Consider the following 25,850-nt stretch of genomic DNA (forward strand, 5'->3'; position numbering starts at 1 on the left):
GTACACCGGTGAGTTTGTAACCAGTCAACAAGCAAGAGAAGGTCATCAGTCATTGTACCGAAGGTCCGAATCTCTTTTTGTTGAGGGGTTAAAATACAGGCTGTAATTGAGTTCTTGTGGACGTCCATGCCACAAACAAATTCACTGATAATCTCCATGTTATCACCCACAAAATAAAGTAAAGGCAATGACTATTATACGGAAGCTTATTGTGTAATCTACCCTACGTGCTTCTCAAATGAGAGCGACAAAACATGGTACACTTGCTTACCGCGGTCCGTCTCTGTTACGAGTTCGAAACATCAAGCTCAACCGACCTCTGGTAATAATCATTGCCTTACCGTTATAGGCGGAATAAACCATTTTCATGCGCCATGGTGCGAATTAGATTAGCATGGTGGTCTCTGTTAAACTCGGCTTATGATTTCCGTTGCGGGCGATTTCCGCGGGACAGGCGGTGAGCCTAAAAAAACCCCTGCACCATATAGGCACCAGGGGTCTTATGCGAGCCAGTGGAGGACAGGAAGCTGAATTTTTTTCGTTCTCATTGAAAGCATGCCTGAGTATGAGGTTAAAAACTGCTCATACTCGGTCGACCGCTGCAGAAGTTCATGAAGCTTCTTTTCATAATAAGGCTTTTCTGAATCCGGAGCTAAATAATAATCCTCGATACATTCAAAGTAATGAATAGGAAAAAGCAAGCGGCTGTAAATCAGCCTCCATGAGAAAGAGGAAAGAGGTGCCGTTCGGTCATAGTCAGCGAGGAATACGCCTCCCTCATTTCTTAGCTGCTCAGGATTTTGGAAAAAATCATACCGCAAATATTCAGCAATATCCCGGCTTGCGTGATCAAACACCCAATCCGTCGGAAGCTTCACCGTAAACTCCCTGTTCCATATTTCTGAATGAAACCGGTTATGGCAGATGGTAGCTGAGTCTGACAATAGCGGTTCGTCATCAAGCTCCGTATCCACAAGGTATTGAATCCCGTTCTCCGCCAGTCCAAGGTAATATGGGAAAGACTCAATAAACAGCTTTTCAAAATGGTCCAGCGGATGCGCCTGCACTTTCCCTCTCCAAAAGACTTCGAGCTGATCAAGCCTTCGTTCCCAAAGATCCTTCCATTGGCCGATTCGCTTCGTTTTATCTGCCTGGTATGGATAGCTTCTCGATTTCTGATGAAACTGAGCCAATTCTCTCCCCGCAGATTGACCTCTTGAAACAATGCGATCTGCGCATTTTAGTACCGCATATCGTCGTCCGTCCTTCTCTGCAGATAACGTTCCTTGCAGACTCGGCCAGAATACCGCTACGTATGGTTCTCTTTTTTCCTGTAAATACTGACTCATATAATAAAGCTCATACAGCTCCTGTTCGTCGATTTGCTGTACGGGAACGATGATTCCAATCGTTCCATGGACCCGAAAGGCATCATAGCTTCCCGCTTTAAATATTCCAGGTACTTGAAGGCCGAAGTGCTCTTTCAAAAAATCTTTCAGCGGAACCATCTCCGTTTCAGGCAGTCTTACCCTATCCTAATCTCAGAACCGCCTGAATATGCTACTTTTTGGCGCTGAATGCTTACACCATTTAATGACGATTGTATAAAATATTAAATATAAGGCGACCTAACTGGAAGATAGTTCCGCAGCATGCGCGAGTCCTGCAGCGAAGAACTGGGCCTCCTCCCGGCAGGACTCCTTCTGGAATCTATACGAAAAGACCCAAAATGAAGATGGGATGGTGCGGATGGAAAAGCGCAGCATGGATCATGTTGAGAAAAAGGCCAGACAAAAGTTGGCAGAGCGCGGGGTTAACATATCTGATATTGCAGACCTCGTCTACTATTTGCAAAAAAAATATCATCCGAATTTGCAATTGGATGATTGTACAGCCAACGTAGAAAGGGTTCTGGCAAAAAGAGAAGTCCAAAACGCCATTCTGACTGGAATTCAGCTTGACGAACTGGCAGAAAAGAAAATGCTTGAGGAGCCTTTACAGGGCATTATTGAAACCGATGAAGGCTTATATGGAGTGGACGAGATTATGGCCTTTTCCATCGTCAATATCTACGGATCCATTGGGTTTACCAATTATGGATACATTGACAAGGAAAAACCGGGTATCCTTGGATTTTTAAATGATAAGTCAACCGGAATGTGCCATACCTTTCTGGATGATATCGTTGGGGCAATTGCCGCTGCAGCATCCAGCAGGCTTGCCCACCGCGCAGCGAATACGGAATGAGAAAAAACAGCCGGGAGATTTTTCTCCCGGCTGTTTTATTTTATGTTCATGAACCATTCTTCCAAAGAATGGACAGAATAGGTAGGCTGAACGTCAACACCCTCAAGATGCTCTTTAAGCGTAACGCCCGTATGGACAATCAGTGTATCCATTCCAGTCCTGATGCCGGCCAGAATGTCTGTAGCATAATTATCTCCTACCATAAGCGTATCCTCTTTAGGAATACCAAGAACCTCAAGCGCCTGCTCCATAATTATGGGCTCAGGCTTTCCGATAAAAGTGGGGTGGACTTGAGTGGAAACCGCGATTACCGACGTTAGTGAACCATTCCCGGGAAGAAGCCCGCGCTCTGTGGGAATCGCAATATCCCCGTTTGTTGAAATAAACTGTGCGCCGTTTCTGACAGCCAGGCATGCCGTTGCAAGTTTCTCATATGTAATCCCCCGGTCAATACCGACTACCACAAAATCGGCCTGTTCCTCACCTGACGAAAAACCCTTTTCTTCAAGTGCCTGTCTGATGCCTTCTTCTCCAATTACATACACCGTTCCGCCCGGTTTTTGTTCATGCATATAATTGGCTGTGGCTTGAGAGGTGGTAAACACCTGCTCAGGAGCCGCAGGAATATCGAACGCATTCAGCTTTTCGGCAACTTTCTCAGGAGTGGCCGAAGAATTGTTCGTAACAAATAGATAGGGAATGCCCTTTTCATTCAGCAGTTTAACAAACTGCCCTGCTTCCTCAATCTTTTCTGTACCCTTGTACATCGTACCGTCTAAGTCAATTAAATAGCCTTTGTATGATTTCATGCTGTTCACTCCTGCTGGAACCTAATTTTTGAAAGCTGATACCGGGCCAAGCTCATTCGCAAGATACGTACGCACCTTTTGAGGAAAAGCCTTCAGTATATCAAAATGTGTGCCCATCAGATTTTCAAGCTGCTTTGTATCGGCAGAAAGATACTCTTGAATCAATGGTTTTCTGAAAAAGACCAGCTCCTTCAAACCTTCCTCATCAGCCTTTGCAATCACTTTTTCATCCAGCAATATATCAATGATATCCTCATAACTGCCAGGATCCCTCATGATAAATCCATCAATCAGGGCGTTGCCTGTGTCAAGAATGCACTCAATCGTCAAATGTCCCAGTCTTTGAAGAGCCAGCTTTTCCATTTTCGTTTCAAAAGAATCGGTTTCTGAAAAAAAGCTGAGAAGGTCTTCCATCAGCTTCAGTGTTTCCTCTATTTTTTCCCTGTCTACAAAATACATGCAGTCATCCCCTTTTTAAAAGGCTACCCGTTCTTTTTGAAGCAATCCAGGCTTGGCATAAAAATATCCCTGTGCCAAGTCTACCCTATTTCTGGTCAGTACATCAGCCTCTTCTTTCTTTTCGATGCCCTCAGCCACTACAAGCGATCCTGTTTCTCTTGCGATAAGAAGAAGTCCTTTCAGCATCGATTCTTTTACCCGGTTCGTATCAATGTTTTCAATAACCGACCGGTCAATCTTAATGATGTCCGGGAGTACTTCGCTGATTGTGTGCAGACTGGCATAACCCGCTCCTGTATCATCAACTGCAATACGGATTCCGATATCCCTCAAGTCGCTGATATTATCCTTAAAAAAAGCCATTCCCTCAATGGAATCCCGCTCGGTAATTTCCAGAATGATATTTTGCGGATTTACAGCTGGATGGCGTTCGAATGCTTTTTTAACAGAGGCAACAAACCTCTTGTTCCCCAGAGTAAGTGGGGTGAAATTGATGTAAATATCCTCTTGTGTCCGCGTTTCTTCAACGAGACTCATGGCTTTTTCCAAAATCAGCATTTCGAGATCATAGACCATATTGGTTTGCCTTGCCACTGAGAATAATTGAAGCGGATTTTCAAGTGGTGTGCCTTCAGGACCTCTCGTTAAGATTTCCCAGGCCTGGACCTTTTTTGTGTCCAGTTCAATAATCGGCTGTGCAAGGAGCCTGATATTTTGTTTTTGGACAATGTCTCTCATGTTCAGCACCATATCGATATATTTGGAATGAATCCGCTTCTCAGCCATATCAGCCGCCTGCTGCTGGGTTCTTAAGATCGCCTCATGGGTGGATCCTTCTGTTCTGTCAACAAACATATAGCCCGATTCACTTGTGAAATGAATGTAAGGATAATCCTGAGAAAGCCACTTTTGAATCATAGATACAAAATATCCGATGAATTGCTCAATATAGGGGACGCTTTGCTTATTTTCATCAATCTTCAAAAAGACGGTCAAGCCTTTATTATAATAATTGTGCACAACAAGTATATCATTCTGAAAGTCAGACGTCTCCAGTATGGATTTGGTATGCTTTTTAAAGCTCAGAAAAAATTCCTTTTCCTGAGAAGAGTCCAGCTGTGAGATAACTTCCTTTATATTCGTAAAATTAATGACAATTCCCGCTACTTTTTTTCCGTCGATGACAGCATCATAAACCCCTTCAAGCAGCGGATTCCTCAAAATGAATTGCGGAGGATAATACTTTAAATAGGTATATGGGAGCATAATCTTACTCCATTTAATTATCCGCTTAGCGTTTATAGTACAAAAATCACGGAACATGTTCTCAGTCCTTCTGATTACGCATTTTTATGTAAGTCTATTTTACCACACGATAGCAATAATCGGATTTTCTAAGCGAAATTTTTTGTTTTTAACAGGAGGAAGATTCTGAATTTGGTATAATTTTATAAAAATGCAGTGGAGGGAAAAGTAAAATGGAGCGAATTTTCTTATATGATGAGGTGGATGAAACAAAAACAAGATTTGTAAGTTTCACTGGCGAATATCAGCGCTTTGATCTAGCCTTGCTGCATACGAGCCGCTACTACGGCAAAATGATTGTACTAAACCTTCAAAGCAGCCGGTTTGCGATTGTTGGTACAGATGATTTAGACGAACCCGGTTATATTGAACATGCATTCCAGCTTTCAGAGGAAGAGGCAGCTGAACTAAGGGAGTTTCTGTACGAAACCGTTTAAAATCTGGGATAAGTCGAGCCGAATTCGATAAAACTACCCCTAAATCGAAATAGGCAGGTGAAAAGCAGTGGATCAATCCCAAAACGATCAATACCGGGATTTTTCAAATGTCGAAGCAATGAGGAACTACATTACACCAGAAATAACTCCAGAGGGCCCATATGGTGCTCCGAGAGGAAAAGACACCCCTGTTGAAAACAAAACCACCCCATGGAAAAAAGGACAGCGCTACTACAGCGCCTTTAATTATGAGAATAAAGATCTTCACCAGGAGCTTCAGCGGCAGGATCCCGGAGCACATCCGACTCACGACGATCCTGATGCAAATGAGCAGTAATAAAGAGCTTTCGCTATACAGCGATAAGCTCTTTTTTTCGGGCTGAAATTCTCATGCAGATTACGCTTAACAGGAAAAAACCCTTTATTTACGTATTTTTTTTAAAACAAAATAGGCACAGCCAAAATTACAGTACTCATAAAGATACTCATCAAGGGTGCTTATTTTCGTATCATAAGAAGCTTTCTGGTTTTGATCCTCAAAAAACCCTTTTAGCCTAAGCTGGCCGTAACCCCAATCACCAACGATGTAATCATATTTATTTAAGATGTCCGAGTACCGCGCTTTAAAGGCTTCTTCGTTAAAGCCGTCTCTCTCATCTTTAAAAAGCTCATAATGAATATTTTGTACGGTTACCAATGGACAGCGCTCCTTATAGCGGACGTTTATTTTCTTTATCATATCGGATTTTTCCTTCTCCATCAATTACTAGAAAAAATTTGCTTTAAAATGGCCATCTTATAAACAGGAGGTGCATGAAATTGAAATTTTTAAAACCGTTCGTTTTCCTAGCCGTCCTTCTCCTGGCATCTGCCTGCCAAATGGGTGAGGAAGGGCAAAAGGATATGACCGATGAAAATGGAAGTACGATTAATGTAAATGAAAAAAAAGATATGTACAAAAAGACAAGCAATGAGAGCAAAAAGGAGCAGAAAACAGAGAACTATGGATTTGTCCGCCATAAAAAAAGCGGGTTGACTAAAAACGGAGAGCAGACAGAGTATTACGGAATTAACCGGGAAGAGCTTGCCGATACGATCAGCGGATTATCCGTTCAGCTTCCGGGCATTGAGGAAGCGGCAGTACTTGTAACAGATGAAGAAGCTCTGATTGCTTATCGGGGCAGCGGCAGGAACAGAAATGAAATGGCTGATATGGTGAGCAAAACCGCTATTTCTGCTGTTCCCCGTTATTATCATGTGTACATTTCCGATAATCCGTCTTATTTTGATCAGCTTCAATCGTACAGTAAAATGGACTCCCAAAGTCCGAATGCCGATGCGATTATTTCCAAACTGATCCGGCAGATGCTTAAAGATTCTCCTCAAGGTAAAAGCTTGAATAAGGGAGAAAATGCAAACGGCGAGGGTTATGGAGAAATGAATGAGGACATGGATGAGGATATGAAGGACTCTTATGAGAAAACACGCTATAAATAGTGTACATTAGCATAATCCCTTCAACATAAAAAAAGTGTCTGCTGCCTGAGGCAGAGACACTTTTTTTTATGCATTTGCCTGACGCTGCTTGGATGCCTCATTTACCTGCTCATCGGCATGATAGGAAGAACGGACCATCGGGCCTGCTTCACAGTGGCTGAATCCTTTAGAAAGAGCAATTTCTTTCAATTCTGCAAACTCATCAGGGTGGTAATATTTTTGAACCTTCAAGTGCTTTTTCGTCGGCTGCAGGTACTGGCCGATTGTCATGATATCTACATGGTTTGCTCGAAGATCATCCATTGTTTCAATAATTTCTTCCTTCGTTTCGCCAAGACCAATCATGATAGAGCTTTTCGTTGGAATATCCGGCTGAAGCTCTTTGGAACGGCGCAGCAGTTCTAGAGAACGGTCGTATTTCGCACGGGCACGGACTCTTGGTGTAAGGCGCTTTACGGTTTCGATATTATGATTCAAAATATCTGGACGCGCATCCATAAGAGTTTTCAGGTTATCATATGAACCGCCCATATCGGATGGAAGAACTTCCACTGTTGTGAATGGACTTTTTCTGCGAATAGCGCGAACCGTTTCTGCAAATACCTGGGATCCGCCATCTTTCAAATCATCGCGTGCAACAGCCGTTACAACAGCGTGTTTAAGGTTCATTACAGCAACAGAATCTGCTACACGTTCCGGCTCCTGAAGATCAAGCTCAGTAGGGAGGCCGGTTTTTACCGCACAGAAACGGCATGCACGTGTGCATACAGAACCTAAAATCATAAAGGTAGCCGTTCGTCTGACAGCCCAGCATTCATGAATATTCGGGCATCTTGCTTCTTCACAGACTGTATTGAGCTTTTGTTCCCGCATCAATTTCTTTAAGCCTGTGTAATTTTCATTCGTATTCAGTTTTATTTTTAACCATTCCGGTTTGCGTAAATGTTCCTCTTGCTTGGCCAAAAAAATCATCTCCAGTATGTAGTCTCATGAGTAAAAAACCAAATGAAAACGTCACCACAAAACAGGTAATTACCCTGTAAAATTTTTTTCTACAACCCTCACTTTAACATAGAAAAGGAATTAAGGACAAGGAAAACAGGCGCTTTCTGTATTTCTAACATTTACTATTAATGAAATTCTCCTTTCGCTCCAAACTAAACATATTGGAAAAGGACTTGAAAGGAGGCTATTCACATTGCGCTATATAATGATTGCCCTAATGCTTGCCGTTTTCTGCATTCCGCATCATGCAGCGGGAGCAGAAAATAACGATGAAAAAGCAGAAAATACAAAGCGGATGATGCTGTTTAAGAAAACTGGAAAACGAACTCATATTTCCTGGGAGCTGCTCGCTGCAGCTGATCAATTTGAGCGGAATGTCAGGCTTTCGAGAAGAGATTTGCCAAAACAAAACGGACTGATTGGGATCTATATTTCACCTGACCGCTGGAGCGGCCCTCTAAACCCCAATCCTTCTGACGTTAATCCCGCACGAATTCACCTTTTTGGAGGGATCGGCAGAGACGGAGATGGAGACGGGAAGGCTGATCCGGCAAATGATGAGGACGTCCTGTTCTCCTATGCCTCCTTCCTTTCACCATATGGAAGAGGACTCGAAAACATAAAAATTGGTTTATGGGACTACTATCAAAGAGATAAATCGGTAGGCCTTATTTTAGGCCATATGAAGATCATCGATAAAATAGGGAATTTGGATTTGGCTGGCCGTTCTTTCCCTGTGCCGATTCGATATAATTACAGCTACAGGAGCACATGGGGTGATGCCCGTGGATGGGGCGGAAGAAGGATTCATGAAGGAACGGATATATTTGCTGATTACGGTGTGCCTGTGCTAGCCACCTCCTATGGAATCATCGAAATGAAAGGCTGGAACCGGTTTGGCGGATGGAGAGTCGGCATCCGCGATATTCGAAACACCTATCATTATTATGGACACTTGAATGGGTTTGCCAAGAACTTACGGGAGGGCATGATTGTAAAGCCCGGCCAGGTTATCGGATCTGTTGGCAGCTCAGGCTACGGACCGCCCGGCACGGCAGGGAAATTCCCGCCTCATCTCCATTACGGGATGTACAAAGATAACGGCCGAACAGAATGGTCTTTTGATCCCTATCCATATTTACGGATTTGGGAACGGGGAGATAAGAAAAATAAAAAGTAAAAAAGGACGCCCTTAATCGCGTTCTTTCTTACTTTTCCGCCTAAAATATGACCGTACTTTTCACCGCTCACCCATCACTGCAGGTTTAAGGTTTCATTTTAGCTCAATGGCCGGAGCCTGCCCTCCGCCGTTGTTGTAATAGTCCGGCACGTCTCCAATAACGGTTTTGATATCTACCGGGATGCTTGTTGAAACGGTTGTACTCTTACTTGAAAATGGAATAATCACCCGAAGATTGACCCTCACATCAATGTTAATTTTTATAAGCGCGTTGTTAATTCCATATGGTTCTGCCGTTGTCTTGGAATCAGTCAGTGCATGGCCGATGAGTTCAAACCGGACCGGAATCTTCGGCCCTATGCCACCGAGCAGAACGTTTCCCGTTGTTTGCCCAAGAGGAATCTGATAAATGAAATTTTCTTTCGAATCCTTTAGCTCAGGAATATCGAGCACTGCCAGATTTCCTTTCTCGGCTAGCAGGAGATTTCTTTGTATATGATCTGTAAAGCCCGCAAGCATCTTCCGTACTCCGCTTGAATCCAAATCAATTAACTTTCCCTCTTTATCCACATTGGCATTGACGAGCTTGCCCGTATCCCCCTCTTCTTCCAGCTGTTTTTTTAACGCATCATTTATAATCAGGGATGCAATCTTCTGTGTTTCAGCTTCGGCTATGCTCATCAGCACCGGCTGAATTTCTTTATTCACGATATACAATCCCGCTGCAGTAGAGAGAAGAAAAAAAATAAAAGAGAGCAGCAGCACATACCGGAAAGGCATCGGTCCTCTTTTTGGGAGACGTCTACGAAATTTAGCCAAAAAAATACCCCCTTCACATGCTATATGTATGCATGATAAAGAGGATGTACGATAGTATTTTCATGATTTTCCCGCTTTAACAGACAGTAGTCCCCTCCTATTTATACATTAAGACCGGTGAAATGAACTGCCCGTAAAACCTTTTGCCATTACAAAGTCGCTGAGATGAACTGCTTAAACTATATCATCAGCAAAAGAGCGTCTCTCCCTGTCATACCAGCGTGAATTCCGCACGTTTGGGCTTCAAAGGTGACGGATTCCAGCGGAGCATTTAGGAGCTGATCAATCGTCCTTACTCCGACTGCTCTCCCTGCAATAATTTCACGATCTTTTAATTGATCATTTAATAACGCTACATCCAATGCTCCGCAGGCGATGTAGCCTTTTTCACTGGATATGGCCATAAAGTTGGTTTTCGGCAAATTAACCGTCACCGCAGTAAACATATGACCGTCTATTACAATGGGTGAAATGGTCACCATTCTTCCACACCCCCTCCTCTTAACAGCATATGTGCAGAAAAGGATGAAATGAATGGTTTCAAGTATGAAACGCCATTTTTAATGAGTAAGCGACCACTCCAGCAAGTCTCTCAAAAATTCCGGCATAAAATATTCCTTATTTGGAGAGTGGCCGATTACGGGATAAAGCGGTCCAAGAGTAAACATATCCGCAGTAGAAATTTTGTATTTCCGGTTCGGATCGAGAGGCTGCCCATTAATGGCGACAGAAGCAACGTGCTTTTTGCCGTCTTTTAAGGTCTCATACGCGACGTCAATTCCATCGAAAATCATCATTCCCATTACCGCACCGCGGAATCCAAGTCCCTTCATTTTAAGTTGCTCCATCTCTTGAGAGGATGCCTGCCTGATTACCTCAAGGAGCTGATCTCCCATCAGTTCTACATTACAGGGATTAATGGGATGGGGACAGATTCTGTGAAGATCTTTCTTGGTAACCGGTCCTTTAGGAAGTGAATCAAGCAGCATGCCCGCATTGATCATCGACGCTTCCCCTCCGCACCAGGATCGCAGACTTTTTGCAAGAAGCGCGGAGAAATCAGATTCCTCGAACCAGCGTATGTTCAGCTCCCTATCGAGCTCCGCAATTGGGTCCGATAACAGGGCAATGCTTTCTTCCAGATGAAGATTCAGCTTATTCTCGTCCTCCATGCTTGCTTCTTCATCTTCCATTGTCTTGACGGAGGCTTTCTGATTCAATATTGACCTCGTCTTCGCATCGTATTCCATTTCTACATGACCAGTATGTGTTCCATATTTTCCTGCTCCGCACAGTAAGGTATCATTGATCCATTTTCCCTCTTCGAGAAGATGGTGGGTATGGGCGCCTAAAATCAGGTTCAGCTCCGGAAATTCCTCTGCAAGCTTCTCATCATCATATAGACCGAGATGAGATAACATCACAAGGTAGTCTGCCTGCTCAGCAACTCCAGGAAGCACCTCTTTTAAGCTTTCAAACGGATCCTGAATGATCCAGCCGAGCTTTTCGTAAAAGGGCTTGTAGCTGACTGTCACACCAAGCAGGCCCACCTTAAATCCATCAGAGAGCGTCAGAATTTCATAAGGCTTGGCCCACCCCGGCCTCTGTCCATCGGGCTGAAATAAATTAGACAAAATGACGGGGAAGCTTGCACGGCTGTACAGGGAATTTAACGAAGCATAGGGAAGCGTGATGCCTTCATTATTTCCGATGGTGGCCGCATCATAACGAAGCTCATTCATCATTTCCACATTTTTTTGCCCAAAGGATGCTTCACTGATTGGATGAAACCGGTCTACGTGGTCGCCGATATCAAATAAAAAACTTTCTTCGGAATCTTTCAAGTTCTGCTGCCTGCTGCGTTTTACATAATGCGCAATCTGAGGCCAATTTTCAAAATGGCTGTGGAGATCATTGGTGTGGTAAATATGCAGCTTCTTCATTGTTTTCTCTCTCCTTCAAACACCTTAACTGATGCCTTGGTAAATCAGACGGACTCCTACTAAAACGAGGACAATTCTAAGCAAAATAAGAATGGTTTTGCTCTCAAGTTTATTATTAATAAAAGCTCCAAGCTTTCCGCCCGCATATGCGCCAGGAATCAGCGCCAGCGCATAGAGCCAGTTTACGTTTCCCAAGTACGCGTGAATGCCTGAGCTCGCTATGGATGAAAGGAAAATGATAAACATGGACGTTCCTACAGCAACATGCGGCGGGAACAGGAACAGCATGACCATAACCGGCACCATGAGCGATCCTCCGCCAATTCCAAACAGCCCGCCTAAAAATCCAACGGCAAAGGCAACGGCAATTCCGGTAAGAGGCTGGTAGGAATAGCGGATTTCCTTTCCAGCCGGGTCTATGTAAACTCCTTCAATTCCTTTTTTCCCTCTCCGTCCTTCAAGAGGGACAGCCCGCTCCTTAAGCATCAGGACAACGGCCATCGCAATCATGAACAGCCCGAACCATACTGAAAACGAATCATCCGTAAAAGCACGGTTTACCCATGCTCCCAAGAGGCTTCCCGGTCCGCTTCCGATAAATAAGATCCAGCCGCTTTTATAATCCACTCTCTTATATTTCATATATGCAAGGGTAGAGGATAACCCTGTAAAAATCAGGACAAACAGCGAGGTCCCCACTGCTTGCTGCGGCGTCATATCAGCCCCGAGGAAGCCGGACAGAAAGAGGAGCGCCGGAACAATAATGATTCCTCCTCCAAGCCCGACTAAGCTGCCGAGTGTACCGGCTGCGAGACCCAGCAAAATTAAAATAACCCATTCCATAACGATTCCTTCTCTCTCATTCTAATCAAAATCAAGTAAGCTTAATTGGCGGGGGGAGAGGTTCTCATACGTAATACCGAGCAGGTCAATGAGTTCCTGAGCATTCTCCGCCGCGTCTCCCCCCGAGTTATTGTTAAACAGGACAAACAGTTCTTTTGTTTTCACGCTTAGATCTTTAAGGTTTTGTGCCCACTCTTTAAGCTCTTTTGTACTGTATTTATACAAATAGCGAACCTCGCGCCATTCATGATCATTCCCTGTTTTATTCCAGCCATGTACGTTTCTGCCGTGAAAACGGACCAGGGTTTTCTCAGGATTTGCAATCTCAAGAATTGCCGGGATTGACCACTTCCCTGCTTGAGGCTCGTCACAGATACTATGGATCCAGTTCTCTTCCTTCATAAATGAAAGGGTCCGCTCTTTTACATCAGGCTGAAACCAGGATTGATTTCTGAATTCCAATGCACATGGAAGGTCGGCCATCTGCTGCCTGCACCACCGCAAATAATCCACATTCTCCTTTTTGCAATGGAACCACGGCGGAAACTGAAACAGCACCATCGCCATCTTGCCTGCGTCTATTAAAGGCTTCAGGGAAAGCTTAAAAGCCTCAAACATCTCCGTCTTCGTTTCAAATGGAATTTCCCCTCGTTCATGCCCGGTCATGCCCTGATAGGCTTTGACAACAAACTGAAATTCTGAAGGGGTTTCTTCCGCCCATTTCCTCATGTTCCGTTCAGGCTGAACCGCGTAAAAACTCGCATCAATCTCAACTGCCGGAAAATGGGCACTGTATTCTTTTAGTTTGTCAGAAGGCCGGATGGTATCCGGATAAATGGAATCATGATCTCCCCATCCTGTTACTCCAATATGAATCAATACACTCAACCCTTCCTGCAGCGGCCGCCTCTTTCAGCCATCAGTAAACACACAAGCGCAATGGCTGTTTTTCTTTATTATATCAAAGTATTCCTTCTTCAAAAAATAGGAGATTTCAATTGGAAAGAACATGTTATACTAAGGAAATAGGAGGATGAAAATGAAAAAACACCTGATCATATCAGATATTCTCTTTTATTTAGTATTGCCATATGTCATCTGGGAATATGGAAAAGCTCCGCTTGGTGATTACTGGGCAATGCTCCTTTCCACAGTCCCCGGAATTATTTATACCGTCTATCGTTTTTTTGCTGAAAAACAATTTAATGTGACTGGTCTTTTTATTATGGCTTCACTGAGCATTAACACAATCATCGATCTGCTTTCTCAAAACGCTGAGCGAATGCAGCAAAATAACGTCTGGGTATCGGTAGGCTTCGGGCTCTTCTGGATTGCCACAATCCTAATCAAAAAGCCGTTTGGCCTCTATTTAATGGTCGATATCGCTTATTTGCAGGGCCATAAACGGGAAGACAGCCTAAAGCTGTACAAGCAGCCAAAACTGCTGCCTCTCTTTTATCTTGTCAGCTTCGTATTTGCCATGCAAAATCTGCTGAACGCTGCCTTAAGAGCGTTTCTTCTGAATCAATATGGCATTTCCCAGTATGATAAGATTCTGTTCTATATGAAAATTTATGGCTGGGTATTTACGGTGATTCTTATGATCACCTTTGTATTTGTGGGGATGAGGATTAACGAAGCTTCTCCCGATGATTCGGATGATTCGGATGACAGAAATCAATCGATTGTATAAGCGGCTCTTTTCCCGAATGTATCAGAATTCTTAAAGGTAAACGGACTGCTCCAGTCAGCAGCTTTTCATACTAACAGTTAATTAAGTACCCCGGGAACACTCAATCAGTGTTCCCGGGGTACTTTATTGTTCTCAGGTTTTATTTATAGACCGGGTCTGTTTTTTACTCCCCACTCACACAGTTCTTCTAATACAGGCAGCAGCGTCTCGGCCTTTTTGGAAAGACTGTATTCTACTTTAGGAGGGATTTGAGGATATTCTTTGCGGTGGATGAGACCATCTGCCTCCAGCTCCTTAAGATGTGAGCTTAACGTTTTGTATGTAATCGTCCCGATTTGATTTTTTAAATCATTAAACCGAACGACCCGATTTTCAGCAAGGAGATAAAGGATAACCATTTTCCACTTTCCGCCGATCACAGATATCGTATAGCCAAAAGGTGTATCCTGAATATGCTTTATTTTCCCCTTGTACTCAGTCATCCCCATCCTCTTCACTATCCTTTCTGATAGTATCTATCCAATAAGTGCGTACTTTTATTTATTTTCGTACAGTGTAATCTAGACTTAACCGAAAGTAAAGGAGAGAGGAAAATGGACAAAAAAACAATCCGGCTTCTTATGCCGCAGTGGCAGGGCGGGAACAATCCTAATTATTCTTTTGGAGCAGAGCTGCTGGCATGGCTTGCCCCTGAAAATGGTCAGCCCCTTATAGAGGTACCGGTTCAAGCTTATGCCGGCACCCCCCTGGAAAATGAGAACGGTGTCTACGGGAGAACTCAGCTACTGGAACAATTAAAGGCTGCCCGCCATCTTATCAGTGCCCATCAGCCGGACCGCATTGTCATGTTTGGAGGAGATTGTTTAGTGGAGCAAGCTCCGTTTGCCTACCTGAATGAACGATACAGCGGGGAGCTCGGATTGCTATGGATTGACGCCCACTCTGACTTGATGAGAATTCCCGGATATGATTACGGTCATACTCTTCCCCTCGGAAATCTTCTTGGGGAAGGTGAAAAGGAGTTTGCCAGATTTGTCACCACTCCCTTCAAACCGGAAAACGTTTTTATTGCAGGTCTGGCCAAACCTGCGAAGCAAGAAGCGGAAATAATCTCCAAAACGCTTCAGGAAAAAGGAATTGCCATACCGGATGATACGGAACTATTAAAAAGACTGGGTATTCGAACCGCGGGAGCTGAAGAACTTGCGGAAACCTTGGATTCGTTAAAATCTTGGATAAAAGAGAGCAGCATTAAGTACTTGGCAATCCATCTTGACCTGGATGTGCTTGATCCGGCTGCTTTCCGTTCATTATTATTTGCCAATCCTGAATCGCCCTATCTTTATTCTCCTAAGGGAACGATGCAGATTTCCCGTTTGCTTGAGATCATGCACCTGGCATCCGAGGAAGCAGAGGTTGTCGGATTAGGAATAACGGAGCATATGCCTTGGGATGCCATTGCTTTGAAAAGCATGCTTAACTCGTTTCCATTATTAGCAAATCCGAACTGATCGTTTGGCACAGGCAAGGAAGAAGAGTCCGCTGCTGCGGACTCTTCACTTGTCACCTTATCTGAATGGATTAACCAAATACTTTTTACTAAAGGTTCCAAGTCCGTCAAAATAGGCATCAGTCAGAGCTGCAGGATCCAATGCCATTGCCCCCCTTTCTTGGCTGTCATCCGAGTCATCCCATCCCCACGGAGCATTGGCAGCATTGTCTTTCCCATTATCTCCTGCAAACGTTCCAAATGACGCGTACGTTTCACTGCTGCTTCGGCGTTCCCAAAGTCCGCCCGGCTCTGTTACGGGAATCAGTTTATAGGAGGCATTTCGGTCATTTCCGCCGGAGGGTACAGTTCCTTCTGCAGTCGGCCTGTAAATCACTCCGTCACCGCCAGGGAATTCCTTTCCGTTCCACGCTTTCAATCCATGGCCTTTCGATTCCTGGAACGTGGATGGTCTTCCATCCGTCATGAGGATGGAGCCGTCAATGTTCTCCTCCCCATTTGTAAGCGGACTTCCCGCCGGTACAAATGAGTAAAAATGATTGTGCGAAACGGTAACCATTCCTTCAAGAGTGCCGGAAGGGCCGCCATTCTTTCTGACAATCATCATGGCTCCTTCCAAATCATTTTCATGCGTGTCCAGCCCGAAATCCGGATAGTCTGTCCAGTCTCTCGGATGATAAAAGCTATAGATGATAAACCAGTGCGTTTCCGTTTCCGAAACAGAATAGTACGCACTTCCTTTTAGCCTGCCTGGATCCCGAGTCTGATTCTCCCAATTATTGAGCATGTTCCAGTCCCCGTCATAATTGGCGGAAGTCAGATAATCCGCATCATAATCGGTGCTGTCCGTATCCTGGTAATGAACGGGCGCCCACTTGGATGCGAGGTCCAATTCAGATGCACTCGCATTTCCTAATGCAGGAAACGCAGCAATAAGCGAAATAATAATAGCTCCAGCTGTTTTCTTCACGGTTAATCTCCTCCTGATCTGATCTCCTTTTAACCATAGCAAGCTTTTGTTAAGGTTGGATTACAGATTTTTGAAGGTTGGAAATTGAGCCGATAGACTTAGGGCAGGGGAAGTCAGCAATTACTCTCTGAAAGTCAGCATATATTTTGAAAAGGTCAGCAATTATTCTCTGAAAGTCAGCGATTATACAAAAAAGTTTGCTTCACACCCGCTCTGGTCTCCTTTAAGACTCAAGTCCTCTGCTTTAACCTGAATTAATAATATGATTATTCTTCGACAGCATCTAATTCCCAGCTATTTTGCAGCTTACGAATAAAAATGATCTGTCCGATGTGATAAGCATTATGTGTTGCTGCATTTCCAAGGATCTCCCACCATTCCGCAGGTACCGGGAACCCTTTTACTTCACTCTCAACCTTCTCTTCTAATAATAGTTCTTGCCATTTCAACAGGACTTCTAAAAGACGTTCCTTTAAGTGATTAAAGTTTTCATTTTCCGAAATGACAAAGCTCTTATTATTATCACCTATGGACGGTACAGCATGAACATTTGATTTTTGGTATCTCGTTTGCCATGTTTCATTCCAGTACAGGAGATGCTGAACAATTTCAGCAATGCTATTACAATTTTCGTTTGGCTTCCAAAACGCATCTTCTTCTGATAGTTCTGCAACTGCATCGGAAAATGGAAGATACCAGCTCGGATCATTAGCATTAGCTAATAATTGATCGGATAATAAGGCTTTTGCATGGACCATGCTATACACACCCCTAATAATGATTTTGAACCCAATAGTATTTATTAATCTAAAAATCATTTGATCTTTAGCTACATCACTAGTTCTTCTTAATAAGGGCTTTCTCCTTTTTATGAAATGAAGGCATTAGTCTGGTTGAATATTACTTTGATCATTTCGGGTAAGTTTCTTACCGCGTCTAATAAATATTAATTGCAATATATTCCCCCTTAACAATACTCTTTGTTCAACAACCGTAATACTATTCTTGCTTAACATTACGATGATCGTCATTTTCAGCAATGGCCCCGTCAATGCAATAAGAAAATAACTTCCATTTGCTGGTTTAGCTCAGTAAGAACTATTTAAAAAGGTACTCATTAAATACACTAATTGAATATATGTTTTCTTCTAATAAGCTATCAAATCGACGGCAGTAGGTTTATTCTCTTTTATAATTGGCTCTGTTAAAAGGTAAATGTTAATATTTTATACCTTCTTGAATTCTCGATATAATCAGTATAAGAACAGGTGTATCACATTCAAAATGTAAATGGTTTCCATTCCCGTATGAAACAATGGATAGACCGTTTTAATGGTGTAGCTACGAAATATCTTTATAATTATCTTGCTTGGTTCTTGTTTGTCGATAGTTCTAGTAACCAAAGCACGAATCAGCATATTAAAGAATTTCTATTAACATCAATTGTATTTGAAATGACAGATACATATGATAGTTTGCGTCTGTCCAAATTTAACATATAGTAATTTCGTTAGGTTCGACTAATTTCAAACGAGATGGGAAGTGCGAAATGGAAAATATTTTAACCAATGTCTTGAAAAACGATAGATTGGATGCATATCCGTTATTTAAAAAGTTTTGTGTCCTCAAAGAAAAAGGGCTACGGAAGGAATCCTTTAAAGCATTATCCTCATTTATAGATGGAGCAAAGAAATGGGGTAAAGATAAACAACAGAATTTCGCTTGTTGGCTATTTGCTTTATTTGAAGTATCAGACAATATTCACCATTTACTAGTTCATCCTTTAGAAGAAAATTTATTAAAGCCTATACTTGAGGAATGGATAAAGAACAATCCTAAAGAACCAAGACCGTATAGATGGTATGGCTTGTTTTTACAAACCGAAAAATGTATTGATTACTTAAAAAATGCAATTGAACTTGGTGGCAGAAGTGAACAATTATCTTTGTTAAAACTAATTGATATTAATTTGTACTCGCTTTGGTATTCGTTTCATCATATATCCGAAGATTTATATCTGGGTAATATTGAAGAAGATTCTATACTTATTACTAAGTTACAGCAGTTAAATGATAAGGTAGAATGTCAACAAACCATAAAAGATAATGATGACAAAATTAACTATTATAGAGAACTGTTGAATGATTGGAAGATTTTCAAAAACGAACAAGAAAAGGATTTTAGTAACTGGTGTAAAAACAAGGGCAAAGATTATCATTGGACTAATACTTATTATTACGAATAATAAAGGGCTTTTTATAGCCCTTTTAATTTTGCGAAAAATCAACATTAAAATTTAACTCACCGCCCGCCCAAGGACAAGCGAACGACTGCTAGCTGCAATCAACAGCCAAGTTTACTTAAAAATAAAAAAGCACCTATCTAATTACAGATATGCACCCGATTGCAGAAGATATTGAAAAAAATTTCGAATAAGAAAAACATAGGGAGAATTGAATCTACCTATGTTTTCATTCATATTATTTCTCTGTATGTTTTTGCTTCTTTTTCAAATACTCCGCACGTATTTTTTCAAGTTGCTTCTTTTTATCAAATTTGGCAGGCGTGTTTTTTTCATGAAACTTTGTTACAGCTACCTGACCTTTGTGATCCAATTGATATTTCCCCACTTTGTTCACCTACTTTTCTTATCTTTAAAGAGAATCTATTCAACAAATATAATATACCTTATTTTACTGAAGTAAACCTTATTACTTTATTAGTGTCCTGCTAACTTTGCATATATCAGTAAAACGTTAGAAACTTAGTAAAAGTAATTAATCATTCTTTTTAGAAGAGAATATCATAAATTTATCCAAGGTGATTATTCCTCCTAATATAAGAGATCTAACATAGACTTTTATTTAAAAAGCAAAAAAAATTTCGACTTGGCTCAAAGTTGGCACTCCACTAACTAATTTACACACAAAAAAGCCTTGGTATAATCCCTATACCAAGGCTTTTTGTAATTTATCCGATTGAACCTTCCATCTCAAACTTGATCAGGCGGTTCATTTCAACGGCATATTCCATTGGAAGTTCTTTTGTAAATGGCTCGATGAAGCCCATTACGATCATTTCTGTTGCTTCTTCTTCAGAAATACCGCGGCTCATGAGATAGAACAATTGCTCTTCCGATACTTTTGAAACCTTCGCTTCATGCTCCAATGAGATGTTGTCATTTAAAATCTCATTGTAAGGAATTGTATCGGAGGTTGATTTGTTATCCATGATGAGTGTATCACACTCGATGTTGGAACGCGCGCCTTCAGCTTTACGGCCGAAGTGAACGATTCCGCGGTACGTTACTTTACCGCCTTGCTTGGAAATAGACTTCGACACGATCGTGGAAGACGTATTCGGTGCAAGGTGAATCATTTTCGCGCCTGCATCCTGGTGCTGGCCTTTTCCTGCAAGTGCAATGGAAAGAGTCATTCCGCGGGCGCCTTCGCCTTTTAGAACAACGGCCGGGTATTTCATCGTCAGCTTGGAGCCGATATTCCCGTCAATCCACTCCATTGTAGCCTGTGCTTCACATACCGCACGTTTCGTTACAAGGTTGAATACGTTGTTCGCCCAGTTTTGAATCGTTGTATAACGGCAGTAGCCGCCTTTTTTAATGATGATTTCAACAACGGCGCTGTGAAGAGAGTTCGTTGTATAAACCGGTGCTGTACATCCTTCTACGTAATGTACATGTGCGCCTTCATCCACGATAATTAATGTACGCTCGAATTGACCCATGTTTTCAGAGTTAATCCGGAAGTACGCTTGAAGCGGAGTATCCACTTTCACGCCTTTTGGTACATAGATGAAGGATCCGCCGGACCAAACCGCAGAGTTCAGCGCTGCAAATTTGTTGTCCGTTGGAGGAATCACTTTACCCCAGTGCTCGCGGAAAATATCTTCATTTTCGCGAAGTGCGCTGTCGGTGTCCTTAAACACGATTCCCATCTCTTCAAGGTCTTCCTTCATGTTGTGGTAAACCACTTCGGATTCGTATTGTGCAGAAACACCGGCAAGGTATTTTTGCTCCGCTTCCGGAATTCCAAGCTTGTCAAACGTGCGTTTGATTTCTTCAGGGACCTCATCCCATGAACGCTCGGATTTCTCAGATGGTTTTACGTAGTACGTAATTTCATCAAAGTTAAGAGCATTCAGATCTCCGCCCCATTGTGGCATTGGCATATTGTAAAAGTGCTCAAGTGATTTCAAACGGAAGTCGAGCATCCACTGAGGCTCATTTTTCATGCGCGAAATTTCTTCAACGATTTCTTTCGTTAATCCGCGCTTTGAACGGAATATGGAGACGTCTTTATCAGAAAAGCCATACTTGTAATCCCCAATATCAGGCATTTTTTTAGCCATCCGTCTTCACTCCTTCTTTCAGATTTTATATTGATTGTCACTGCCCTTGGCTGTGTACACCTTTTTCCATCGCTTTCCAGGACAACGTGGCACATTTAATCCGTGCCGGAAACTTTGATACTCCTTGAAGGGCTTCGATATCCCCTAAGTCTATCGTATCATCGTATTCTTTTCCTTGCATCATATCTGAAAAGATTTCTGATAATTTAAGGGCCGTTTCAACGTCATGCCCTTTAATTGCCTGGGTCATCATAGAGGCGGAGGCCATAGATATGGAACATCCCTCTCCATCAAACTTGGCATCAGCTACTTTTCCGTCTTCGATCTTCAAGGTCAGATGGATCCGGTCTCCGCATGTAGGGTTATTCATATCAACCGTCAGGCTGTCTTCCAATGACCCTTTATTGCGGGGATTTTTATAATGATCCATGATGACCTGCCGATAAAGTGTATCAAGATTATTATTAAAAGACATTTGAGAAGTACTCCTTCGTTTTGACTAGCCCGGCTACGAGCTGATCAATGTCTTCCTCTGTATTATAGAGATAGAAGCTCGCGCGTGCTGTCGCTGATACATTCAGCCATTTCATTAAAGGCTGTGCACAGTGATGGCCTGCACGGACTGCAATTCCCTCTGCATCAAGAACGGTTGCTACATCATGAGGATGAACATCCTCAATATTAAATGTAACAAGACCTGCTCTTTCTTTAGGTCCGTAAATGGTTAACCCATCGATTTCGGACATTTTATCCATCGCATAGGCCGCAAGCTTATGCTCGTGCTCAAGGATGTTATCAAGCCCGACTTCCTCAAGAAAATCAATGGCCGCTCCAAGTCCGATGGCACCTGCAATAATCGGTGTACCAGCTTCAAATTTCCATGGAAGCTCTTTCCATGTAGATTCGTATAAGCCGACAAAATCGATCATTTCACCGCCAAACTCCGCTGGCTCCATGTTTTCCAGAAGAGATTTCTTCCCATAAAGTACACCGGTACCTGTAGGACCACACATTTTATGTGCTGAAAAAGCAAAGAAATCACAGTCAAGATCCTGAACGTCTACTCTCATATGAGGAGTGCTCTGTGCACCATCCACGACCATAACAGCCCCATGTCTGTGGGCAATTGTAGCAATTTCCTTAACAGGGTTGATCGTGCCAAGCACATTTGAAACCTGCATAACTGCAACAATTTTCGTCTGATCAGTAATGGTTTCTTCTGCATCCTGCAAAGAAATCGTTCCATCTTCCTGAAGAGGAATGTATTTCAGCTGGGCTCCGGTGGCTTTAGCAGCCTGCTGCCATGGAATAACATTTGCATGATGCTCCATATGAGTGATGACAATTTCATCACCCGGCTGAAGATTAGCCCGCGCATAGCTTAACGCTACCACATTCAAGGCGGTTGTAGCTCCTCTTGTAAAAATGACTTCTTCGGTTGAAGACGCATTGATAAACTTGCGAACCTTTTCTCGTGCGCCCTCATAACCGTCTGTTGCCATCGTTCCAAGAGTATGAACACCGCGGTGAACATTGGAATTGTATTCGCGGTAGTATTTAGACATTGCTTCAATCACAGCCAGAGGCTTTTGAGAGGTTGCAGCGCTGTCCAGATAAACAAGATCCTTTCCGTTGACTTTCTGGTCAAGAATCGGAAACTGCTTTTGGATATATTTCATATCCATTATCTTACTTTCCTCTCAATAACTTCCACAAGCTGTTTCTTAACGCCTTCGATTGGCATTTTCTTTACCACTGGGTTAAGGAAGCCGTAAATAACAAGTCTTTCAGCCTCAGCCTGTGAAATTCCTCTGCTCATTAGATAAAACAGCTGAAGCGGATCTACACGGCCAACTGATGCAGCATGGCCTGCTGTTACATCATCTTCATCAATAAGGAGAATTGGATTGGCATCTCCGCGTGCTTTTTCGCTCAGCATGAGCACTCTGGATTCCTGCTCAGCGTTGGATTTTGAAGCACCCAGCTCAATTTTTCCGATTCCATTGAAGATGGAAGTGGCACTGTCCTTCATAACACCATGCTTCAGGATGTATCCTTCAGAGTGTTTACCAAAATGAACAACTTTCGTCGTAAAGTTCTGGGTTTGCTCTCCGCGCCCTACAACCACTGTTTTAGTATCTCCATAAGAACCATCGCCGACAAGGTTCGTTACATTTTCAGAAACCGTATTTCCATCATTCATCATTCCAAGTGCCCACTCAATGCGCGCATCACGCCCTGCAACACCGCGGCGGTTCACGTAGGAAGTCACTTCTTTAGAAAGAGTGTCTACTGCTCCGTAGGTTACTCGTGCGTTCGTGTTCGCAAACACTTCTGTCACGATGTTGAAGATGGCCTCTTGGCTGTTAACGGAAATATAGTTCTCTACATAAGTAACGGAACTATTGTCTTCTGCTACAACCAATACGTGATTAAAGACCGCTTTTGCTTTTTCATGAACGAAAACAGCTTGAAGCGGTGCTTCCAATTCTACATTCTTCGGAACATAGACGAACGTTCCACCATTCATAAGCGCTGCGTGAAGAGCTGTAAGCTTATGTTCATCCGTTTTCACGCCATCCTGCATGAAGTACTTTTGAACAAGATCTCCGTGCTCTTTAACAGCAGTGAAAATATCTGTCATAATCACACCTTTAGACTTCGCCTCTTCTGATAAAGAAACGTATGCCGGTGTATGATCACGCTGAATGTATAGGGTCTGATCCTGATTTTCAGCATCCACTAAAATTTTAACGGAATCATCAAGGTCATGAAGAGATGTATATTCTTGGCTCTCAACGGTATGCTGGTCAAAATCCGTTAAGTTCCAATTCTTTATGTTTGTTTTATCCGGTCTTGGCATAGGAAGCTCTTCGGATTTCTCCAACGCCTGCAAGCGAAGGTCCTTCAGCCAATCCGGTTCGCCGTGCTTGCTTGAGAAGCCGGCTACATAATCTTTATCAAATTTGATTTGCGTTTCCAAATTGAGCCCTCCTAACGCTTACGCTTCTTGTCCGACAGTTTCGTCTTCAATCCCTAGCTCTTGCTTAATCCAATCATAACCTTCAGATTCAAGACGCTGAGCAAGCTCAGGTCCGCCGGATTTTACAATACGTCCCTGCATCATGACATGAATGTGATCAGGCGTGATGTAATTAAGAAGACGCTGATAGTGAGTGATGATCAGGCAGCCGAAATCGTCGCTGCGCATTTGATTAATTCCTTTAGAAACGACTTTAAGTGCATCAATATCAAGACCGGAGTCAATCTCATCAAGAATCGCAATCTTCGGCTTAATCATCATAAGCTGAAGAATTTCGTTGCGTTTTTTCTCCCCGCCTGAGAAACCTTCGTTTAGATAGCGCTGTGCCATATCAGGATCCATTTCAAGGAACTCCATGTTTTCATCCATTTGGCGGATGAATTTCATCAGGGAGATTTCTTGTCCTTCTTCACGGCGTGCATTGATAGAAGAGCGAAGGAAGTCTGCGTTTGTTACCCCGCTGATTTCACTCGGATACTGCATAGCAAGGAAAAGCCCTGCACGGCCGCGCTCATCTACTTCCATTTCCAGAACATCTTCACCGTCGAATGTGATGCTGCCCTTCGTTACTTCATATTTAGGATGCCCCATAATTGCTGAAGAAAGAGTAGATTTACCCGTTCCGTTCGGTCCCATAATCGCATGGAACTCACCGCTTTTTATTTCAAGGTTAACACCTTTTAAAATCTCTTTCCCGTCGATCTCAACGTGTAAATCCTTAATAGTTAAAGTTGAACCTGACATGTTACTACCTCCATCAATAACGGATTTTATGCGTAAAGAATAGCTTGAAGCCTCATCTTATGCCTGTTTCTGCAAAAAAACAAAAAGACAGAAATGCAGAGCCGGCTATGGCAGCACAAGAGGTCTCAGCTCTTCTTTCCTGCGATTTAAAAACAAATGATTCTCATTTTATTCTCATTCTAATCTTATAACAAATGAAATCTGAATACAACCGTTACACAGCTTCACTGTCCTTCAAGCCATTTTACCGGTTTATTCAATTGCCTGAACATTTATAATACCACTATTCCGCGTTTCCTTGAAATACAGATTCATCCTTATTATGTAGGAAGATAAAAAGAGGGCCGCAGTCACACGGCCCTCCTCCACGTTCTATTTAATGATGTGCTTTTCGCTGGTGAGCAGCTGCCATTCTCATGCTCTCACGATAGCTTTTTTCACGTTTCTCTTCTACCTCAAGACGATTATCAAGTTTACGGCCATACTCTGCATAGCTCATTCCATGAGATTTCTGCATGGCTTTTTCCATTTCTGCCGTATGCTCCAGTACCAGCTTTTGCTGCGTAAGAATAATGAATCATCCTTTCAGTTTTTTCAACAATTTTATCGTATCAAACTGTTGAATTTTTTTAAAACAGGCTAAGGGACGTTAATTTCTCTTCAGTTATGAGTTAGCCTGATTTCGCTCATCGTAAACCTTCATTGGCAGTTTTGCTCCAAAAAGCTTGTCTTTCTTTCCATATTGAAAGAGGCTGGGACAAAACTAACCAGAAATAATAAGTAAAGGGTTCCGATCAGATGGTTTTTCTGATCGGGACCCTATTTTATGTTGAAATCTGCTTTTCTTTGGACTTTTATGTGTTCATGGCGGTGTACTTTTTCAAGTTCACCGCCATGAAGGCAAAGCCTAGTTCGTTTTCAACCCTGTCTTTGCCCCTGACGGACATTCGGTTGAAACGCAAATTAGCCTTCAGATAT

The 25,850-nt window shown here is 42.7% G+C and carries 29 protein-coding genes and 2 pseudogenes; 9 read left to right on the top strand and 22 right to left on the bottom strand.

Annotated features, from left to right (window positions below):
• Positions 1 to 158 (bottom strand): annotated as a pseudogene (locus AS29_RS22095) (IS110 family transposase); the annotation flags it as partial.
• Between the two features lie 342 nt (positions 159 to 500).
• A complete protein-coding gene (gene yutH / locus AS29_RS17030) occupies positions 501 to 1,508 on the bottom strand; it encodes a spore coat putative kinase YutH (protein WP_035410191.1) in 1,008 nt (335 codons plus the stop codon).
• 241 nt (positions 1,509 to 1,749) lie between these two features.
• Between yutH and AS29_RS17035 the strand changes: the two genes are divergently transcribed.
• Positions 1,750 to 2,247, top strand: coding sequence for a phosphatidylglycerophosphatase A family protein (locus AS29_RS17035; RefSeq protein WP_035410194.1), 498 nt, complete (start codon positions 1,750 to 1,752; stop codon positions 2,245 to 2,247).
• Between the two features lie 35 nt (positions 2,248 to 2,282).
• Here AS29_RS17035 and AS29_RS17040 read toward each other — a convergent pair whose 3' ends face one another.
• Genes AS29_RS17040 through AS29_RS17050 form a run of 3 tightly spaced genes read right to left on the bottom strand, consistent with a single transcriptional unit; the run spans position 2,283 to position 4,781 of the window.
• Positions 2,283 to 3,056, bottom strand: a complete 774-nt coding sequence (locus AS29_RS17040; protein ID WP_035410196.1) for a TIGR01457 family HAD-type hydrolase — start codon at positions 3,054 to 3,056, stop codon at positions 2,283 to 2,285.
• Between the two features lie 21 nt (positions 3,057 to 3,077).
• Positions 3,078 to 3,515: a DUF86 domain-containing protein gene (locus tag AS29_RS17045; RefSeq protein ID WP_035410200.1), complete on the bottom strand. Its 438-nt coding sequence runs from the start codon at positions 3,513 to 3,515 to the stop codon at positions 3,078 to 3,080.
• Positions 3,516 to 3,530: 15 nt separating this feature from the next.
• Positions 3,531 to 4,781, bottom strand: coding sequence for an EAL domain-containing protein (locus AS29_RS17050; RefSeq protein WP_231889975.1), 1,251 nt, complete (start codon positions 4,779 to 4,781; stop codon positions 3,531 to 3,533).
• Positions 4,782 to 4,993: 212 nt separating this feature from the next.
• Here AS29_RS17050 and AS29_RS17055 point away from each other — a divergent pair, with 212 nt between their 5' ends.
• Positions 4,994 to 5,257, top strand: a complete 264-nt coding sequence (locus AS29_RS17055; protein WP_035410207.1) for a DUF3055 domain-containing protein — start codon at positions 4,994 to 4,996, stop codon at positions 5,255 to 5,257.
• Between the two features lie 118 nt (positions 5,258 to 5,375).
• Entirely contained in the window at positions 5,376 to 5,594 is a 219-nt protein-coding gene (locus AS29_RS17060) for a hypothetical protein (RefSeq protein WP_051860775.1), read from the top strand.
• Positions 5,595 to 5,678: 84 nt separating this feature from the next.
• Here AS29_RS17060 and AS29_RS17065 read toward each other — a convergent pair whose 3' ends face one another.
• On the bottom strand, positions 5,679 to 5,954 hold the full coding sequence (locus tag AS29_RS17065; protein ID WP_035410214.1) for a YutD family protein: 276 nt from the start codon (positions 5,952 to 5,954) through the stop codon (positions 5,679 to 5,681).
• 122 nt (positions 5,955 to 6,076) lie between these two features.
• Between AS29_RS17065 and AS29_RS17070 the strand changes: the two genes are divergently transcribed.
• The gene (locus AS29_RS17070) at positions 6,077 to 6,754 is read left to right on the top strand and encodes a YhcN/YlaJ family sporulation lipoprotein (RefSeq protein WP_051860774.1); all 678 of its coding nucleotides are present in this window, start codon (positions 6,077 to 6,079) and stop codon (positions 6,752 to 6,754) included.
• Between the two features lie 66 nt (positions 6,755 to 6,820).
• Here the strand turns inward: AS29_RS17070 and lipA are convergent, their stop codons facing one another.
• Complete coding sequence (gene lipA / locus AS29_RS17075; protein ID WP_035410220.1) at positions 6,821 to 7,717, bottom strand: lipoyl synthase; 897 nt, start codon at positions 7,715 to 7,717, stop codon at positions 6,821 to 6,823.
• Positions 7,718 to 7,964: 247 nt separating this feature from the next.
• On the opposite strand from lipA, the gene AS29_RS17080 reads away from it, so the two are divergent.
• Entirely contained in the window at positions 7,965 to 8,939 is a 975-nt protein-coding gene (locus AS29_RS17080; RefSeq protein ID WP_035410269.1) for a M23 family metallopeptidase, read from the top strand.
• A 93-nt stretch (positions 8,940 to 9,032) separates the two neighbouring features.
• Here AS29_RS17080 and yunB read toward each other — a convergent pair whose 3' ends face one another.
• From yunB to AS29_RS17105, 5 genes are all read right to left on the bottom strand, one after another.
• The gene (gene yunB, locus AS29_RS17085; protein ID WP_035410223.1) at positions 9,033 to 9,758 is read right to left on the bottom strand and encodes a sporulation protein YunB; all 726 of its coding nucleotides are present in this window, start codon (positions 9,756 to 9,758) and stop codon (positions 9,033 to 9,035) included.
• 179 nt (positions 9,759 to 9,937) lie between these two features.
• Positions 9,938 to 10,240, bottom strand: coding sequence for a YunC family protein (locus tag AS29_RS17090; RefSeq protein WP_035410225.1), 303 nt, complete (start codon positions 10,238 to 10,240; stop codon positions 9,938 to 9,940).
• A 78-nt stretch (positions 10,241 to 10,318) separates the two neighbouring features.
• Positions 10,319 to 11,701, bottom strand: a complete 1,383-nt coding sequence (locus AS29_RS17095; protein WP_035410228.1) for a bifunctional metallophosphatase/5'-nucleotidase — start codon at positions 11,699 to 11,701, stop codon at positions 10,319 to 10,321.
• Positions 11,702 to 11,725: 24 nt separating this feature from the next.
• Positions 11,726 to 12,544, bottom strand: a complete 819-nt coding sequence (locus tag AS29_RS17100) for a sulfite exporter TauE/SafE family protein (protein WP_035410230.1) — start codon at positions 12,542 to 12,544, stop codon at positions 11,726 to 11,728.
• 21 nt (positions 12,545 to 12,565) lie between these two features.
• Positions 12,566 to 13,423, bottom strand: coding sequence for a DUF72 domain-containing protein (locus tag AS29_RS17105; protein WP_035410233.1), 858 nt, complete (start codon positions 13,421 to 13,423; stop codon positions 12,566 to 12,568).
• A 160-nt stretch (positions 13,424 to 13,583) separates the two neighbouring features.
• Here AS29_RS17105 and AS29_RS17110 point away from each other — a divergent pair, with 160 nt between their 5' ends.
• Complete coding sequence (locus AS29_RS17110; RefSeq protein ID WP_035410236.1) at positions 13,584 to 14,237, top strand: VC0807 family protein; 654 nt, start codon at positions 13,584 to 13,586, stop codon at positions 14,235 to 14,237.
• A gap of 143 nt (positions 14,238 to 14,380) precedes the next feature.
• Here AS29_RS17110 and AS29_RS17115 read toward each other — a convergent pair whose 3' ends face one another.
• Entirely contained in the window at positions 14,381 to 14,725 is a 345-nt protein-coding gene (locus AS29_RS17115) for a winged helix-turn-helix transcriptional regulator (RefSeq protein WP_035410239.1), read from the bottom strand.
• A 105-nt stretch (positions 14,726 to 14,830) separates the two neighbouring features.
• Between AS29_RS17115 and AS29_RS17120 the strand changes: the two genes are divergently transcribed.
• On the top strand, positions 14,831 to 15,748 hold the full coding sequence (locus AS29_RS17120; RefSeq protein ID WP_035410242.1) for an arginase family protein: 918 nt from the start codon (positions 14,831 to 14,833) through the stop codon (positions 15,746 to 15,748).
• 57 nt (positions 15,749 to 15,805) lie between these two features.
• Here AS29_RS17120 and AS29_RS17125 read toward each other — a convergent pair whose 3' ends face one another.
• Both AS29_RS17125 and AS29_RS17130 read right to left on the bottom strand, forming a co-directional pair.
• Positions 15,806 to 16,717 carry a hypothetical protein gene (locus AS29_RS17125; protein WP_197491627.1) on the bottom strand — a complete coding sequence of 304 codons (912 nt, stop codon included), beginning with the start codon at positions 16,715 to 16,717 and terminating at the stop codon, positions 15,806 to 15,808.
• A 266-nt stretch (positions 16,718 to 16,983) separates the two neighbouring features.
• On the bottom strand, positions 16,984 to 17,475 hold the full coding sequence (locus AS29_RS17130; protein ID WP_035410247.1) for a DinB family protein: 492 nt from the start codon (positions 17,473 to 17,475) through the stop codon (positions 16,984 to 16,986).
• Positions 17,476 to 17,985: 510 nt separating this feature from the next.
• Here AS29_RS17130 and AS29_RS21130 point away from each other — a divergent pair.
• A pseudogene (locus tag AS29_RS21130) lies at positions 17,986 to 18,219 on the top strand (IS1595 family transposase); the annotation flags it as partial.
• 47 nt (positions 18,220 to 18,266) lie between these two features.
• Positions 18,267 to 18,962 (top strand): hypothetical protein, encoded by a 696-nt coding sequence (locus AS29_RS17135; protein WP_035410250.1) that lies wholly within the window; start codon positions 18,267 to 18,269, stop codon positions 18,960 to 18,962.
• 235 nt (positions 18,963 to 19,197) lie between these two features.
• Here AS29_RS17135 and AS29_RS21665 read toward each other — a convergent pair whose 3' ends face one another.
• The 7 genes from AS29_RS21665 to AS29_RS21670 all read right to left on the bottom strand — a co-directional run bounded on the left by AS29_RS21665 (position 19,198) and on the right by AS29_RS21670 (position 25,401).
• Positions 19,198 to 19,347 (bottom strand): hypothetical protein, encoded by a 150-nt coding sequence (locus AS29_RS21665; RefSeq protein ID WP_035410253.1) that lies wholly within the window; start codon positions 19,345 to 19,347, stop codon positions 19,198 to 19,200.
• A gap of 340 nt (positions 19,348 to 19,687) precedes the next feature.
• Positions 19,688 to 21,085 carry a Fe-S cluster assembly protein SufB gene (gene sufB / locus AS29_RS17140; RefSeq protein ID WP_035410256.1) on the bottom strand — a complete coding sequence of 466 codons (1,398 nt, stop codon included), beginning with the start codon at positions 21,083 to 21,085 and terminating at the stop codon, positions 19,688 to 19,690.
• 37 nt (positions 21,086 to 21,122) lie between these two features.
• Positions 21,123 to 21,560, bottom strand: a complete 438-nt coding sequence (gene sufU, locus AS29_RS17145) for a Fe-S cluster assembly sulfur transfer protein SufU (RefSeq protein WP_035410259.1) — start codon at positions 21,558 to 21,560, stop codon at positions 21,123 to 21,125.
• On the bottom strand, positions 21,550 to 22,770 hold the full coding sequence (locus AS29_RS17150; RefSeq protein WP_035410261.1) for a cysteine desulfurase: 1,221 nt from the start codon (positions 22,768 to 22,770) through the stop codon (positions 21,550 to 21,552). Before AS29_RS17150 ends, sufU begins: the two co-directional genes overlap by 11 nt.
• On the bottom strand, positions 22,770 to 24,068 hold the full coding sequence (gene sufD, locus AS29_RS17155; RefSeq protein ID WP_035410264.1) for a Fe-S cluster assembly protein SufD: 1,299 nt from the start codon (positions 24,066 to 24,068) through the stop codon (positions 22,770 to 22,772). Before sufD ends, AS29_RS17150 begins: the two co-directional genes overlap by 1 nt.
• Before the next feature lie 18 nt (positions 24,069 to 24,086).
• Entirely contained in the window at positions 24,087 to 24,872 is a 786-nt protein-coding gene (gene sufC / locus AS29_RS17160; protein WP_035410267.1) for a Fe-S cluster assembly ATPase SufC, read from the bottom strand.
• Positions 24,873 to 25,248: 376 nt separating this feature from the next.
• Positions 25,249 to 25,401 (bottom strand): hypothetical protein, encoded by a 153-nt coding sequence (locus AS29_RS21670; RefSeq protein ID WP_197491628.1) that lies wholly within the window; start codon positions 25,399 to 25,401, stop codon positions 25,249 to 25,251.
• Between the last annotated feature and the right edge of the window lie 449 nt (positions 25,402 to 25,850).

This window comes from Bacillus sp. SJS (assembly GCF_000732485.2).
Classification (GTDB): Bacteria; Bacillota; Bacilli; order Bacillales; family Bacillaceae; genus Metabacillus_B; species Metabacillus_B sediminis.